Source organism: Pseudomonas sp. MOIL14HWK12:I1 (genome assembly GCF_000510705.1).
Lineage (GTDB): Bacteria > Pseudomonadota > Gammaproteobacteria > Pseudomonadales > Pseudomonadaceae > Chryseomonas > Chryseomonas oryzihabitans.
In genome coordinates this window covers 780,806-794,814 of sequence record NZ_KI783307.1, presented here as the reverse complement: position 1 = coordinate 794,814, position 14,009 = coordinate 780,806, and the positions used below count along the sequence as shown (strand labels likewise).

Annotated in this window: 11 protein-coding genes; 3 read left to right on the top strand and 8 right to left on the bottom strand. The window is 67.7% G+C overall.

The features are described 5' to 3' along the window. Positions 1 to 7: 7 nt before the first annotated feature. Both ccmB and ccmA read right to left on the bottom strand, forming a co-directional pair. The gene (gene ccmB / locus PSEK12I1_RS0113720; RefSeq protein WP_027599850.1) at positions 8 to 679 is read right to left on the bottom strand and encodes a heme exporter protein CcmB; all 672 of its coding nucleotides are present in this window, start codon (positions 677 to 679) and stop codon (positions 8 to 10) included. Beyond that, positions 676 to 1,281 (bottom strand): cytochrome c biogenesis heme-transporting ATPase CcmA, encoded by a 606-nt coding sequence (gene ccmA, locus PSEK12I1_RS0113715; protein ID WP_027601888.1) that lies wholly within the window; start codon positions 1,279 to 1,281, stop codon positions 676 to 678. Before ccmA ends, ccmB begins: the two co-directional genes overlap by 4 nt. 107 nt (positions 1,282 to 1,388) lie before the next feature. On the opposite strand from ccmA, the gene PSEK12I1_RS0113710 reads away from it, so the two are divergent. Both PSEK12I1_RS0113710 and PSEK12I1_RS0113705 read left to right on the top strand, forming a co-directional pair. After that, positions 1,389 to 2,963, top strand: a complete 1,575-nt coding sequence (locus PSEK12I1_RS0113710) for a flagellar hook-length control protein FliK (protein ID WP_027601887.1) — start codon at positions 1,389 to 1,391, stop codon at positions 2,961 to 2,963. Then, positions 2,960 to 3,274 carry an EscU/YscU/HrcU family type III secretion system export apparatus switch protein gene (locus tag PSEK12I1_RS0113705; protein WP_007158963.1) on the top strand — a complete coding sequence of 105 codons (315 nt, stop codon included), beginning with the start codon at positions 2,960 to 2,962 and terminating at the stop codon, positions 3,272 to 3,274. The genes PSEK12I1_RS0113710 and PSEK12I1_RS0113705 overlap by 4 nt, the downstream gene beginning before the upstream one ends. Before the next feature lie 149 nt (positions 3,275 to 3,423). Here PSEK12I1_RS0113705 and mazG read toward each other — a convergent pair whose 3' ends face one another. From mazG to PSEK12I1_RS23800, 5 genes are all read right to left on the bottom strand, one after another. Then, a complete protein-coding gene (gene mazG / locus PSEK12I1_RS0113700) occupies positions 3,424 to 4,269 on the bottom strand; it encodes a nucleoside triphosphate pyrophosphohydrolase (RefSeq protein WP_027601886.1) in 846 nt (281 codons plus the stop codon). Positions 4,270 to 4,338: 69 nt separating this feature from the next. Then, the gene (gene relA / locus PSEK12I1_RS0113695) at positions 4,339 to 6,579 is read right to left on the bottom strand and encodes a GTP diphosphokinase (RefSeq protein ID WP_007158965.1); all 2,241 of its coding nucleotides are present in this window, start codon (positions 6,577 to 6,579) and stop codon (positions 4,339 to 4,341) included. Between the two features lie 61 nt (positions 6,580 to 6,640). After that, positions 6,641 to 8,005: a 23S rRNA (uracil(1939)-C(5))-methyltransferase RlmD gene (rlmD, locus tag PSEK12I1_RS0113690; protein WP_027601885.1), complete on the bottom strand. Its 1,365-nt coding sequence runs from the start codon at positions 8,003 to 8,005 to the stop codon at positions 6,641 to 6,643. Beyond that, positions 7,992 to 8,891 carry a cysteine synthase CysM gene (gene cysM, locus PSEK12I1_RS0113685; protein ID WP_007158967.1) on the bottom strand — a complete coding sequence of 300 codons (900 nt, stop codon included), beginning with the start codon at positions 8,889 to 8,891 and terminating at the stop codon, positions 7,992 to 7,994. Before cysM ends, rlmD begins: the two co-directional genes overlap by 14 nt. 80 nt (positions 8,892 to 8,971) lie before the next feature. Continuing rightward, positions 8,972 to 9,862 (bottom strand): alpha/beta hydrolase, encoded by an 891-nt coding sequence (locus PSEK12I1_RS23800; protein WP_169742403.1) that lies wholly within the window; start codon positions 9,860 to 9,862, stop codon positions 8,972 to 8,974. Positions 9,863 to 10,075: 213 nt separating this feature from the next. On the opposite strand from PSEK12I1_RS23800, the gene PSEK12I1_RS0113675 reads away from it, so the two are divergent. Next, positions 10,076 to 12,844 carry a response regulator gene (locus PSEK12I1_RS0113675; protein ID WP_007158969.1) on the top strand — a complete coding sequence of 923 codons (2,769 nt, stop codon included), beginning with the start codon at positions 10,076 to 10,078 and terminating at the stop codon, positions 12,842 to 12,844. A 4-nt stretch (positions 12,845 to 12,848) separates the two neighbouring features. Here the strand turns inward: PSEK12I1_RS0113675 and dinB are convergent, their stop codons facing one another. Further along, positions 12,849 to 13,946 (bottom strand): DNA polymerase IV, encoded by a 1,098-nt coding sequence (dinB, locus tag PSEK12I1_RS0113670; RefSeq protein WP_007158970.1) that lies wholly within the window; start codon positions 13,944 to 13,946, stop codon positions 12,849 to 12,851. Positions 13,947 to 14,009 lie beyond the last annotated feature (63 nt).

Genomic DNA, 14,009 nt, shown 5'->3' with positions numbered 1-14,009 from the left:
GTCCTCGTCATTGGGCCGCGCCGATGCGCAGGCCGGCGGCGATCGCCAGGGGGGCCAGGGTCAGGGCCAGCAGGGTCAGGCAGCCCAGCCAGAGCAGCAGCCCCGCTACCGGCAGGCCCAGCCGCGCCGCGTCCAGGGTGCTGGCGCCAAGGATCAGCACCGGGATCTGCAGCGGCAGATTGAGCAGCGCCAGCAGCAGCCCGCCACGGGCCAGGCCCACGGTGAGGGCCGCGCCGATGGCGCCGATCAGGGTCAGGGCCAGACTGCCCAGGGTCAGGGCCGCCAGGGTCGCCGGCAGGGCCGCGGCGGGCAGCCCCAGCATCAGCGCCAGTACCGGCGTCAGGGCGACCAGGCCGAGGCCGGCGAAGCACCAGTGCACCAGCAGCTTGAGCAGGACCAGCAGCGGCAAGGGCTGGGGCGCCAGCAGCCAGAGTTCCAGGGAACCGTCCTGCCACTCGCTGCGAAACAGGGCTTCCTGACCGAGCAGCAGGGCCAGCAACAGCGCGATCCACAAGAGTCCCGGCGCCAGGGCGGCCAGCTGCTGGCTATCGGGCCCCAGGGCCAGGGGAAAGAGGGTCACCACCAAGGCGTGGAAGGCCAGAGGCGTGAGCCACAGCGCCGGTCGGCGCCAGGCCAGGCGCCCTTCGCGCCCGAGGATGGCCAGCCAGGCGCCACTCATCGACCAGCGTCCAGCCAGAGTAGGCGATGGGCGGCCGGGGCGGTTTCCAGCTCGCGGTGACTGGTCAGCACCAGGGCGCCACCCGCGGCGCAATGCGCCTGCAGGCGCGCTTCCAGCCGCGCGCAGGTGCTGGCGTCGAGGGCGGTGAAGGGTTCGTCCAGCAACCAGAGCCGCGGCGGCGCGGGCAGCTGGAGACGGGCCAGGGCGACGCGGCGACGCTGGCCGGCCGAGAGCTGCCGGCAGGGCTCGTCCGCCCAGTCGGCCAGCCCCTCCGCCGCCAGGGCGGTCCAGCAGGCCTCCCGGGTCGTCGGGCGCCACAGATTGGCCAGGCTATGGAGATTTTCCGCCGCGGTCAGCCCTTCGGCGATGCCGGGCGCATGCCCCAGCCAGAGCAGTTCGGCGGCGGCGGGCCGGCGTACCGTACCGGCATCCGCCGGCAGCAGTCCCGCCAGGATGCGCAGCAGGCTGGTCTTGCCACTGCCGTTGACGCCCCCGATCTGCAGCGATTCGCCCGCCGCCACGCTCAGACTCAGGTCGTCGAACAGCAGGCGACCGCCCCGTTCGCAACGGAGCGCGACGGCGTCGAGCAGGGGCTGATTCAAGACAGGGGTTCTCACGGCACTAAAGTCGGTCGGGCGCTGGCCGTTAACCCGGCACACGCCCTTGAAGGCGCGCCATTATACACAGGCGATTCCACCGGACCTGCCCGATGACTTCCATCTCCGCGATCCAACCCAGCGCTGGCGTCTCGCCCGCCCTGCCCGTCCGGGCCGCGGCGGCGCAGGCGTCGGACGCAGGGGCGCAGATCCTGCAGGCCCTGCAATCCCTCGACGACCTGATTCCGCCCGGCAGCACGGCCACCGCCGAGGTGCTGGCCACCCGTCCGGCCGGCCAGAGCTTCCAGTTCCTACTGCAACTGCAGCTGGCCGAGGGCGGCAGCGTCCTGCTCACCACCCAGAGTCCGACCAATAACCTGCCGGTGGGCAGCCAGCTGCTGGTGAGCACCCTTGGCTCCACCCAGCTGGCCGTACTGCTGCAGAGCCTGGAAGGCGACGCGCCACCGCCGCCGCTGCAGCAACTGGATCTGCGCCAGTTGCCGGTGGGCACCACCCTGCAATTGCGGGTGCTGAGCAGCCTGCTGCAACAGCCACCCGGCGCGGCGCCTACCTATGAGGTGATCACCAAGGCCCTGAGCTCCAGCCTCGAAGGTCGCCAGCTCAAGCTGGAATCGCCCCGCCCGGTGCCGGTGGGCAGCCTGCTGACCGTGGTGATCAAGGACAGCCAGGAGGTCACGGTGCTGCCCATGGCGCAGCGCCTCGACCAGCTCGACATCGACCGCCAGCTGCAGGGCCAGGGACAGCGCCAGCTGTCGATGAATGCCCTGCTGCAATGGCTGGAGGACGTCCCCGAGGCGGACCTGCCACCGTCGGTGGGTGCGGCGCTCAAGTCCCTGCTGGCCAATCTGGAACACACCGAGGCCCTGACCACCCCGCAGGGCTGGGCGCGCGCCCTGGCGCGCAGCGGTCTGCAACTGGAGCAGCAACTGCTGGATCGCGGCGGTCCCGAGCTCCAGGAAGACTTCAAGGCCAACCTGCTGCGCCTGGTGGATCGGCTACTGGCGAGCCTGCCGGGCGACGCCCTGCGCAATCCCCAGGTCGCGATCCAAACCGCCCAGCAGAATCTGCCCGATGCCTTGCGCCGGGCGCTGGGCGACGCCGCCACCGCCAGTCGCCAGCCCACCGCCCTGGACTTTCCCCTGGGTGAGCGCGACGGTCGCGGCCTCAGTGCCGCCAACGCCGAACTCGACGAATTGCTGCAACTGGCCACTGGCGTCATCGCCCGGCTGCAGACCCACCAGCTCGCCAGCCTGGCGCAGACCCAGGTCTTGCCCGACGGCTATTACCTCTCCACCTGGCAGACCGAGATCCCCTGGCGCGATGGCGAGCGCCTTGGCGCGGTGCAGGTGCGCTTCCAGGAGGAACGACCGCCGCCGGACAGCCGCGGTGAAGCCCGCGACAGCCTGTGGAAGGTGGAACTGGCCTTCGATCTGGCGCCGCTCGGCCCGCTGCAGGTACGCGCGCAACTGGCCAGTGGCCGGCTGTCGAGCGAGTTCTGGGCGGAAAAAGGCGCCACCGTCACCCTGATCGATACCGAATTGCCCCATCTGCGCGAGCGCCTGCTGGCCGCCGGCTTCGTGGTCGGCGACCTCAGCAGCCGCCAGGGCCGTCCCGCACGCCATCCGCGCACCTCCCTCGAACAACGCTGGATCGACGACACCGCATGAGCACGACCGCCGCCCGCCAGGCCATCGCGCTGTCCTATGACGGCAGCAGCGCCCCCATCCTCTCCGCCAAGGGCGACGCCGAACTGGCGGAACTCATCCTGGCCACCGCCCGGGAGCACGAGGTGCCCATCTATGAGAACGCCGACCTGGTGCGCATCCTGGCGCGCCTGGAGCTGGGCGCGGAAATCCCCGAGGCGCTCTATCGCACCCTGGCCGAGATCATCGCCTTCGCCTGGCACCTCAAGGGCAAGTGCCCGGCGCATTTGGCCGACCAACCGGATCTGTCGTACGGTTGGGAGCGGATGCCGTAGATATCCAGCTCAATTCTCTTATCGCGGCCATGGGCCGCTCCTACAGGGAGTGATGCTTTTATAGGAGCGGCCCATGGCCGCGATAGTCCAGTCAGGCCGGTCGCTACGGCGCACCGGCATGGCCGCGACAAAACCCGCAAAAACCTCCCCTACCCCCGCCGCAACGAATGCCCGACGGCGCCCTTCTCTTCCACCTTGGCCGCGTCCCACAGGGCATCCATCTCCTCCAGACTGGCCTCCTGGGGCGTGCGGTCCTGGGCTTTCAGCGCCTCTTCGATGAAGCGGAAGCGCCGCTCGAACTTGGCGTTGGCCTGGCGCAGGGCGTCTTCGGCGTCGACCTGCAGGTGCCGCGCCAGGTTGACCATCACGAACAGCAGATCGCCGACCTCTTCCGCCACCTGGGCCGCCTGGCCGTTGGCCATGGCCTCGCGCACCTCATCCAGTTCCTCCTGGATCTTGGCCACCACCGGCGTGGCATCGGCCCAGTCGAAGCCGACATTGGCCGCACGCTTCTGCAGCTTGGCCGCGCGACTCAGGGCCGGCAGCGCGGCCGGCACGTCGTCCAGCAGCGACAGCTGCTCGGGCGCCGCGGCCTTTTCCGCCCGCTCCTCGGCCTTGATCTCTTCCCAGCGGCGCTTGATGGTCGGCTCGTCCAGCCGCGGCAGGTCCAGCGGGCCATGCAGGTCGCCATCGGGAAAGACATGGGGATGGCGCCGCACCAGCTTGCGGGTGATGCCATCCACCACCTGGGCAAAGTCGAAATGGCCATCCTCGCGCCCCAGCTGGCTGTAGTAGACGACCTGGAACAGCAGATCGCCCAGCTCGTCGCGCAGCTGCGGAAAATCCCGCCGGGCGATGGCGTCGGCGACCTCGTAGGCCTCTTCCAGGGTGTGGGGCACGATGCTGGCGTAGTCCTGGCGCAGGTCCCAGGGGCAACCGTGTTGGGGGTCGCGCAACCGGGCCATGAGGTGCAGCAGGTCGTCGAGCTTGTACATTGGGTGAATCCTGTCACTGGAAAAAGAACGAGGCGCCAGGAGGCGCCTCGTGGGGGCATCGTCACCGGCTCAGGCGGCGCGATTGCGCCGGGCTTCGATGATGTTGGGCAGCTGGGAGATCCGTCCGAGCAGACGACCGAGGGCGTCCAGGCCGGGGATCTCGATGGTCAGCAGCATGTTGGCGGTGTTTTCCTCGCGATTGGAGCGGGTGTTCACCGCCAGCACGTTGATCCGCTCGTTGAGCAGGATCTGCGAGACATCGCGCAACAGACCGGAGCGGTCGAAGGCCTTGATGACGATATCGACCGGATAGGTCTGCACCGGCACCGGGCCCCAGCTCACCTGAATGGTCCGCTCCGGCTCGCGACTGGCCAGCTGCAGGGCGTTGGCGCAGTCCTGCCGGTGGATGGTCACGCCGCGCCCCAGGGTGATGTAGCCGACGATGGCGTCGCCCGGCACCGGCTGGCAGCACCCGGCGATCTGGGTGAGCAGGTTGCCCACCCCCTGGATCTGCACATCGCCGCGCTTGCCTGGCTTGTTGGTCGGCTTGCGCGGCAGGAGATCGAGGGTATCGACGCCCTTGTCCGGCTCCACCAGCTGCTGGGCGGCGTGCATCACATGGGCCAGGCGCAGGTCACCGGCGCCCAGGGCCGCCAGCATGTCCTCGGCACCCTTGTAGTTGACCTTCTCGGCCAGCGTATTGAAGTCCACCGGCGGCAGCGCCAGGCGCGACAACTCGCGCTCGACCATGGCCTTGCCGGCGGCAACGTTCTGGTCACGCGCCTGGAACTTGAACCAGTGGACGATCTTGGCCCGGGCCCGCGAGGTGTTGACGTAGCCGAGGTTGGGGTTGAGCCAGTCGCGGCTGGGCGAGCCCTGCTTGCCGGTGATGATCTCCACCTGCTCGCCGGTCTGCAGCTGGTAGTTCAGCGGCACGATGCGGCCGTTGATCTTGGCGCCACGGCAGTTGTGGCCGATCTCGGTGTGCACCCGGTAGGCGAAGTCCAGCGGCGTCGCGCCCTTGGGCAGGTCGATGGCGTGGCCGTCGGGAGTGAAGACATAGACCCGGTCCGGCTCGATGTCGACGCGCAACTGGTCGGCCAGGCCGCCGATGTCGCCCAGCTCCTCGTGCCATTCCAGCACCTGGCGCAACCAGGAGATCTTCTCTTCGTAGTGGTTGGAGGCCGACTTGACATCGGTGCCCTTGTAGCGCCAGTGGGCGCAGACCCCCAGTTCGGCCTCTTCGTGCATGGCGTGGGTGCGGATCTGCACCTCCAGCACCTTGCCCTCAGGACCGATCACCGCGGTGTGCAGGGAACGGTAGCCGTTCTCCTTCGGGTTGGCGATATAGTCGTCGAACTCGCGGGGAATGTGCCGCCACAGGGTATGCACGATACCCAGCGCGGTGTAGCAGTCACGCACCTCGGGTACCAGCACCCGCACCGCGCGCACGTCGTAGATCTGGCTGAATTCCAGGCCCTTGCGCTGCATCTTCCGCCAGATGGAATAGATGTGCTTGGCCCGGCCACTGATGTCGGACTTGATACCGGTGGCGGTGAGTTCGTCACGCAGCTGCTGCATGACATCGGCGATGTACTGCTCGCGATCCAGCCGCCGCTCGTGCAGCAGGGTCGCGATCTGCTTGTACTGCTGGGGCTCCAGGTAACGGAAGGACAGGTCCTCCAGCTCCCACTTGATATGACCGATGCCCAGGCGGTGGGCCAGGGGTGCATAGATGTCGGCCACCTCGCGAGCCACCCGGTTGCGGCGTTCTTCGGTGGCGTTCTTGACCGCACGGATGGCGCAGGTGCGCTCGGCCAGCTTGATCAGGGCCACGCGCACGTCGTCGACCATGGCCACCAGCATGCGCCGCAGGTTGTCGACCTGGGTCTGGCTGCCCAGCACCATGGACTTGCGCGGATTGAGACTCTCGCTGATCGCCGCCATGCGCAGCACGCCTTCGATCAGCTTGGCCACCACCGGCCCGAAATGCTCCGCGGCCGACTCCAGGGTCGCCTTGCCCTCGCGCACCGCCCGGTAGACGATGGCCGCGATCAGGCTGTCCTGATCCAGCTTGAGATCGGCCAGGATCTCGGCCATCTCCAGCCCGGTATGGAAACTGGAGGTGCCCTCCGCCCAGGTGTGCTCGACCTGGCCGGAATTCTCCTCCGCCGTGCGGGCGAAGCCGCAGGCATCCAGCAAGGTCTCGCGATCGAGATTCGGATCCACGCTCTGGATGTGATCCAGCCAGGCGTGAAGGTTGATGCTGCCATCGACGTTGACTGGCTGATGCGCTCTGACCTGTACCATCTACCCCTTCCTCACGGCGGTGCCTTCGCCGGATTGGCTCGCATCGGTTGGCGAGCCGTCGTTACCCGGGCATCCCGCCCGCTTCGAACAACACCATGGCTTCCACATGGGCGGTCTGCGGGAACATGTCGAGAATGCCCGCTCTTGTCATGCGATAGCCCTGTCGGACCAGCTCTCCCGCGTCCCGCGCCAGGGTGGCCGGATTGCAGGAGACATAGACCAGTCGCCCGATACCCAGGCCGCTGAGTTGCCGGACCACTTCCAGCGCACCGTCGCGCGGCGGATCCAGCAGCGCCAGCGAATGGCTGCCCAGATCGGCGGGTAGCGGGTTCGACAGGTCCACCTGTAGAAAGTGCGCGTTGCCGATGCCGTTGTCACGCGCATTTTGTATTGCCCGGGATGTCATCGCCGCGACCCCTTCGATCCCGGTGACGGCCGCCGCCTGCCGCGCCAGCGGCAAGGCGAAGTTGCCGAGGCCGGAGAAGAGATCGAGGACCCGGTCGTCGGCCTTGGGCGCCAGCCAGTCCAGCGCCTGGGCGACCATGGCTTCGTTGATGGCGGCATTGACCTGGACGAAGTCGCCCGGCTGATAGGCCAGCGTCAGGTCCCAGGGCGCCAGCCGATAGCCCAGCCTGGCGGCGGCCTGGTCCGGTTGCGGCTCGCCCTTGCCCTGCCACCAGAGCTGGACGCCGGCCGCCGCGCAGAAGTCGCGCAGGCGCGCCTGGTCACCCGGCAGCAGCGCCTGGGTATGGCGCACCAGCAAGGCGGTTGCCGTCCCCTGGAAGAGTTCGACGTGCCCGATCGCCTGGGGCCGTTCCAGCCCGCTCAGCAGCTCGGGCAGCGCCCGCAGCAGGGGCTGCAGTTCCGGTATCAGCACCAGGCAGTCGTCAGGGGTGACGATGTCCTGGCTGGCCTCGGCGCGAAAGCCCACTTCCAGGCGGCCCTGGCGTTCGTCCCAGCGCACCGCGATGCGGGCGCGACGGCGATAGCCGAATTCGGGTCCGACCATGGGCGCGGCCCAGGCCAGCGGCTGCACCCCGGCCAGTCGGCGGAACTGATCGGCGAGGGCCTCCTGCTTGAGGGTCAGCTGATCGGCATGGGGCAGGTGTTGCAGGGTGCAACCGCCGCAGCGGTCGGCCACGCTGCAGGGCGGCTTGCGCCGCAGCGGACTGGCCTCCAGCACTCTTAGCGTACGGGCTTCGACTACCTGACTGCGGGCACCGAGCACCCGCGCCTCGACCCGTTCGCCCGGCAGGGCGCCGGCGACGAACCAGGTCCGCCCGCCTTCGTGAGCGATGCCGCGCCCGTCATGGGACAGCCGCTCGATGCCCAGCAGCTGCCGCTTGCCGGTCGGCACCCCGGTCGCCCGGGCGCCACCGGCCGGCTGGAAGCGCAGTCCGCCACCGCCCCGCTTAGCGCGCGTCATAGACGCCGGTCGACAGGTAGCGATCGCCTCGGTCACAGATGATCGCGACGATCACCGCATTGTCCACTTCCCGGGCGATGCGCAGAGCGCCCGCCACCGAACCACCGGACGACACGCCGCAGAAGATGCCTTCTTCCCGCGCCAGGCGGCGCATGGTGTCCTCGGCTTCCTGCTGGCCCATGTCGATGATGCGATCCACGCGGCTGGCCTCGTAGATCTTTGGCAGATAGGCCTCCGGCCAGCGACGGATGCCGGGGATGGCCGCGCCCTCCTCCGGTTGCAAACCGACGATCTGCACCTTGGGATTCTGCTCCTTGAGATAGCGCGAGGTGCCCATGATGGTCCCGGTGGTGCCCATGGAGCTGACGAAATGGGTGATGCTGCCATGGGTCTGGCGCCAGATTTCCGGACCGGTACCCAGGTAGTGGGCCACCGGATTGTCGCCGTTGCCGAATTGGTCGAGCACCTTGCCGCGGCCTTCGGCCTGCATGCGGGTGGCCAGATCCCGCGCCCCTTCCATGCCGTCTTCCCTGCTTACCAGGATCAACTCGGCGCCATAGGCGGTCATGGCTGCCTTGCGCTCGGCACTGGAGTTGTCGGGCATGATTAGGATCATGCGGTAACCCATGATGGCCGCCGCCATGGCCAGGGCGATCCCGGTATTGCCGGAGGTGGCCTCGATCAGGGTATCCCCGGGCTGGATGTCGCCGCGGGCCTCGGCCTGGCGGATCATCGACAGCGCCGGGCGGTCCTTGACCGAGCCCGCCGGGTTGTTGCCTTCCAGCTTGAGCAGCACGGTACTGCGGGTGTCGCCGGCCAGGCGCTGCAGGCGCACCAGCGGTGTGTTACCGATGCAATCGGCGATGGTGGGATAGTGCAGACTCATGAATCAGCTCGTTCCGCCAAGGGTGAAAGCCTTCCATGATACTCCCAAAGCCCCGCTGACCCTACCCGTCCGGCGCCTGGCTAGGGTCGGCGCGTGGCGGCACCGTCGCTGGCCACCTCCAGGGCCGCGGGCAGGCTCACTGACAGCACGCCCTCCGGCCCCAGGTTGGGCCGTATCTCGGGCGTCACCTGCATCCCCGGCAGTCCGGCCAGACGTTCGGCCAGTCGCTTGGCGGCATCGGGCGCCACCTTGCGGGTCAGGTCCTCGGTACCGGAATACAGCCAGAGCTGCACCGGCCGGGCCCCGCCCACGCCCTGGAATTCCTGCGCCCGCTTGAGAATGAAGCCCTGCTGCCAGCCAAAGGCGACATCGCTCGCCACATAGCGCTGGAACGCCTGCGGCTGCCTATAAAGGGTGTCGAGCACGAAGAGGCCGCCGTAGCCATGGCCCCACAGCGTCTGGCGATTGGGATCCACCGGCACGCTCTGGGTCAGCAGCGGCTTGATGCGCTGCTCGATCAGGTCGAGAAAGGCCCGCGAGCCTCCTGCCGGCCAGTCCTTGCGCACGTCGTCGCGGGCGCGGCCATTGCCCACCGCCGGGGTGTAGTCGTAGGTGCGCTCCTGCATGGCGTCCGCGGCATCGGCGTAGCCGATCGCCACCAGCACCGGGGCACTCTTCAGTTTATGGGGCGACAGCCAGACATCCTGGAGTTGCGCCAGGGCGGCATCGCCATCGAGCAGAAACAGCGCGGGATAGCCCATCATCGGCGCCGGCTGCTTGGGAATGCCGATATAGACCCGATAGCGGCGCTTGCCATCCGCCGAGTCGAGCAGGTGCGTCTCGAAGCTGTAGTACATCGACCCCCGCTCCACCAGGGTGGTCTTCTTCGGCTCCTGGGCCTGGGTCGGCGCCAGCCAGCCGGTCCCCAGCAACAGGGCGCCCGCCAGCATCAGACTGCAACTCTTCTTCAAAGGATCTCCTCGAACGCAACCGCACCGGAACGACCGGCAGTCCCTACCAGACCGCCGATGGGGTCAATGGTTGTGCACCGCGGCCAGGGACCGTGGCAGCCTTCGCGGATTTTCTCGAATCAGAGCGCCAGGGGGTGCGACCCCTTTCGCAAAGACTCTCTTTACATTTGGTAAAGGGGTTAGACTGGCCAAATTTCCTTTGGGGGACGTGCAGTGCTGGACGAATTGGGACTCAAGGGGCGCATCCTGCTGTTGAGCGTCCTCCCGACCTGCTGCATGGCGGCCCTGCTGGGGGTCTACTTCAGCTGGGTGCAGCTGTCCGACATGCGCAGCCAGCTCATCGAGCACGGCCAGCTGGTGGCCCAGCAGATGGCGCCGCTCATCGCCCCGGCCATGCGCACCGGCGACAACGACCAGCTCAACCGCATCGCCCAGCGTGCCCTCGACCAGGCCGATGTCCGCGCCATCACCTTCCTGGATGCCGACGGCAACGTCCTCGCCCACGCCGGTCCCTCGATGACGGTGGAGCTCACCGGGCGCGACTACCAGACCATCAGCATGAGATCCGGTCTGGACATCACCCACTTCAACCTGCCGGTGCAGACCCACGACCTGCGCCTGACCCGCAGCGACGGCAGCCCGGCCACCCCCCAGACGCTGGGCTGGATCCAGCTCGAACTCTCCCATCACGCCACCCTGCTGCGCGGCTATCGCAACCTGGTGGCCGGCCTCCTGCTGATCCTGCTCGGCCTGGCCTTCACCGCCTTCATCGCGGTGCGCATGGGTCGGCGCATCAACCGACCGCTGCAGGTGATCGCCCAGGGCGTCAGCCAGCTGCAGGAAGGTCGCCTGGAGACCCGCCTGCCGACCCAGCTCGGCAGTCCCGAATTCGACGAACTGGCCACCGGCATCAATCGCATGGCCGAAGCCATGGAAAACGCCCAGTTCGAGATGCAGAACAACATCGACCAGGCCACCGAGGACGTGCGCCAGAATCTGGAGACCATCGAGATCCAGAACATCGAGCTGGATCTGGCGCGCAAGGCGGCGCTGGAGGCCAGCCGCATCAAGTCGGAATTCCTGGCCAACATGAGCCACGAGATCCGCACCCCGCTCAACGGCATCATCGGCTTCACCAACCTGATGCAGAAGAGCGAACTGACCCCGCGCCAGCAGGATTACCTGAGCACCATCCAGAATTCCGCCGAGAGCCTGCTGGGCATCATCAACGAGATCCTCGACTTCTCGAAGATCGAAGCCGGCAAGCTGGTGCTGGAGAATCTGCCGTTCAACCTGCGTGACATGATCCAGGACACCCTGACCATCCTGGCTCCCTCGGCCCATGAAAAGCACCTGGAACTGGTCTGCCTGGTCTATCGCGACACTCCGACCCACCTGGTCGGCGATCCGCAGCGTCTGCGCCAGGTGCTCACCAACCTGGTGAGCAATGCCATCAAGTTCACCCACTCCGGCACCATCGCCGTGCGTGCCATGGTCGAGGAAGAGACCGACGACCACGCCCAGCTGCGCATCAGTGTCCAGGACACCGGCGTCGGCCTCACCGACGAAGACCGGCAGATGCTGTTCCAGGCCTTCTCCCAGGCCGACAACTCCCTGACCCGCCAGGCCGGCGGCACCGGCCTTGGCCTGGTCATCTCCAAGCGCCTGATCGAGCAGATGGGCGGCGAGATCGGCCTGGAGAGCATCCCCGGCGAGGGCTCGGAATTCTGGATCACCCTCAACCTGCCCAAGGCCCACGGCAGCGTCGAGAGCCACAAGCGCATCGCCCTGGCCGGTCGCCGCGTCGGCCTGGTGGAGCCCCACCCCCTCACCCGCCAGGCGCTGCAGCACCAGCTGGAAGAATGCGGCCTGAGCGTGGAGCCGTTCGAGACCCTCGAGCAGCTCAGCGAAGCCGTCGCCCATCCGGCCTCCGGCAAGTTGCCGGTCAGCCTGGCGGTACTCGGCGTCAGCGCCCGCAGCATTCCGCCGGATCTGCTCACCGAGCGCATCTGGGAACTGGGCCGCCAGGACTGCAACACCCTGGTCTATTGCCCGACCACCGACCAGGCGGTCTTCCATGCCTCGCTGCCCGATGTCCATTGCCAGCTGCATTCCAAGCCGGCCTGCAGTCGCAAGCTGGAGCAGGCGGTGGCGGAATTGCTAAACCAGCGGCCGCAGCGCAACGAAAGCGGTGGCCTGGGCATCACCGACCGCCCGCCGCGACTGCTCTGCGTGGACGACAATCCGGCCAACCTGCTGCTGGTGGAGACCCTGCTGACCGACCTGGGCGCCCAGGTCACGGCGGTGGAAAGCGGCTATGCCGCAGTGGAAGCCGTGCAGCAGGAGCGCTTCGACCTGGTGTTCATGGACGTGCAGATGCCCGGCATGGACGGACGCCAGGCCACCGAGGCGATCCGCGACTGGGAAGCCAGCGAGGGCGGCACCCCGGTGCCCATCGTCGCCCTCACCGCCCACGCCATGGCCAACGAGAAACGCGCGCTGCTGCAGAGCGGCATGGACGACTACCTCACCAAGCCCATCAGCGATCGGCAACTGGCCCAGGTCATCCTCAAGTGGACCGGCCTGCGCCTGCTGCACAGCTCGGCGCCCGAGGTCACCAGCCTCAACAGCGGTGGCCAGGACATCTCCACCCTGCCGGTGATGGATGCCGACGAAGGCCTGCGGCTGGCCGCCAACAAGCCGGATCTGGCCAAGGATCTCCTGAGCATGCTGCTCGCCTCCCTGGCCGCGGATCGCCAGGCCATCCGCCAGGCCCGCGAAGACGGCGATCGGATCGCCCTCATCGAGCGTGTTCACCGCCTGCATGGCGCCACCCGCTATTGTGGCGTACCCCAGCTGCGCGCGGCCTGCCAGCACAGCGAAACCCTGCTCAAGCAGGGCGCTCCCACCTCCAGCCCGGCGCTGGAAGAACTGGACGCGGCCATCGTCAATCTGTCGACCCAGGCCAAGAGCCCGCTCTAGCGGGCTAGTCCTCGAACAGCCTCAGCTGCAGCGCCGCCTCGCGCAGATCGGTCAGGCGCACGCCCACGCCCAGCAGCCGTACCGGCCGATTGCCCCGGCGGTAGGCCTGCTCCAGCAGGCGCCGATAACTGTCGAGATCGCGACCGGCGCCTTGCTGCTCCAGGGTGGTCTGGGTGAAGTCGTGGAATTTGACCTTGATGAAGGGCCGCTCCGGGCGATAGCGGTCCGCCAGCCGCGTCAGGCGCTCTTCGAGCTTGGCCAGCAAGTCGGGCAATTCCTGTGCACAGGCGGCAGCGTCGGGCAGGTCGCGGTCATAGGTGCGTTCCACGCTGGCCGACTGCCGCTGGCTGTCCACCTTGACCTGGCGCTCGTCGATGCCATGGGCCAGCGACCAGAGGCGCTCGCCGAAGCTGCCGAATTCGCGCAGCAGATCGAAGCGCGACCAGGTCTGCAGATCGCTGCAGAGGACGATGCCGCGACGCTTGAGCTTGTCGGCGGTGACCTTGCCGACGCCGTGCAGCTTGGCCACCGGCAGCGCGGCGACGAAGTCAGCCACCTCGTGGGGAGCGATGACGAACAGCCCGTTGGGCTTTTTCCAGTCGCTGGCGATCTTGGCGAGAAACTTGTTGGGCGCGACCCCGGCGGACACCGTGATGTTGAGCTCCTGCCACACCCGCCTGCGGATATCGCGGGCGATCAGGGTAGCGCTGCCGTTGAACAGCTCGCACTGGGTGACATCCAGGTAGGCTTCGTCGAGGGACAGCGGCTCGATCAGCTCGGTGTAGTCCTGGAAGATCCCGTGGATCTGCCGCGACACCTCCTTGTAGACCTCGAAGCGCGGCTTGACGAACACCAGGTCGGGACAGAGTTTCTGCGCCTGATGGGAGGACATGGCCGAACGCACCCCGAAGGCCCGGGCTTCGTAGTTGCAGGTGGCGACCACCCCGCGGCGATCAGGGGTCCCGCCTACCGCCAGCGGCTTGCCGCCCAGGCGCGGATCGTCACGCATCTCGATGGACGCATAGAAGCAGTCACAGTCGACATGAATGATCTTGCGCTGGCGCTTGGGTGGGAGCTGGGCGAGAGAATTGTCCGGAGCCATGGGAGCAGATGCCGGGCCGGGCATGACGGCTGATTATCCGTACAGTAAGCCAAGACCGCCCGG

Excerpts from the sequence above, each read along its gene's own strand:
- ccmB (WP_027599850.1), bottom strand. The coding sequence starts at position 679 with ATGAGTGGCGCCTGGCTGGCCATCCTCGGGCGCGAAGGGCGCCTGGCC.
- PSEK12I1_RS0113710 (WP_027601887.1), top strand. The coding sequence starts at position 1,389 with ATGACTTCCATCTCCGCGATCCAACCCAGCGCTGGCGTCTCGCCCGCC.
- PSEK12I1_RS0113705 (WP_007158963.1), top strand. The coding sequence starts at position 2,960 with ATGAGCACGACCGCCGCCCGCCAGGCCATCGCGCTGTCCTATGACGGC.
- mazG (WP_027601886.1), bottom strand. The coding sequence starts at position 4,269 with ATGTACAAGCTCGACGACCTGCTGCACCTCATGGCCCGGTTGCGCGAC.
- relA (WP_007158965.1), bottom strand. The coding sequence starts at position 6,579 with ATGGTACAGGTCAGAGCGCATCAGCCAGTCAACGTCGATGGCAGCATC.
- rlmD (WP_027601885.1), bottom strand. The coding sequence starts at position 8,005 with ATGACGCGCGCTAAGCGGGGCGGTGGCGGACTGCGCTTCCAGCCGGCC.
- cysM (WP_007158967.1), bottom strand. The coding sequence starts at position 8,891 with ATGAGTCTGCACTATCCCACCATCGCCGATTGCATCGGTAACACACCG.
- dinB (WP_007158970.1), bottom strand. The coding sequence starts at position 13,946 with ATGGCTCCGGACAATTCTCTCGCCCAGCTCCCACCCAAGCGCCAGCGC.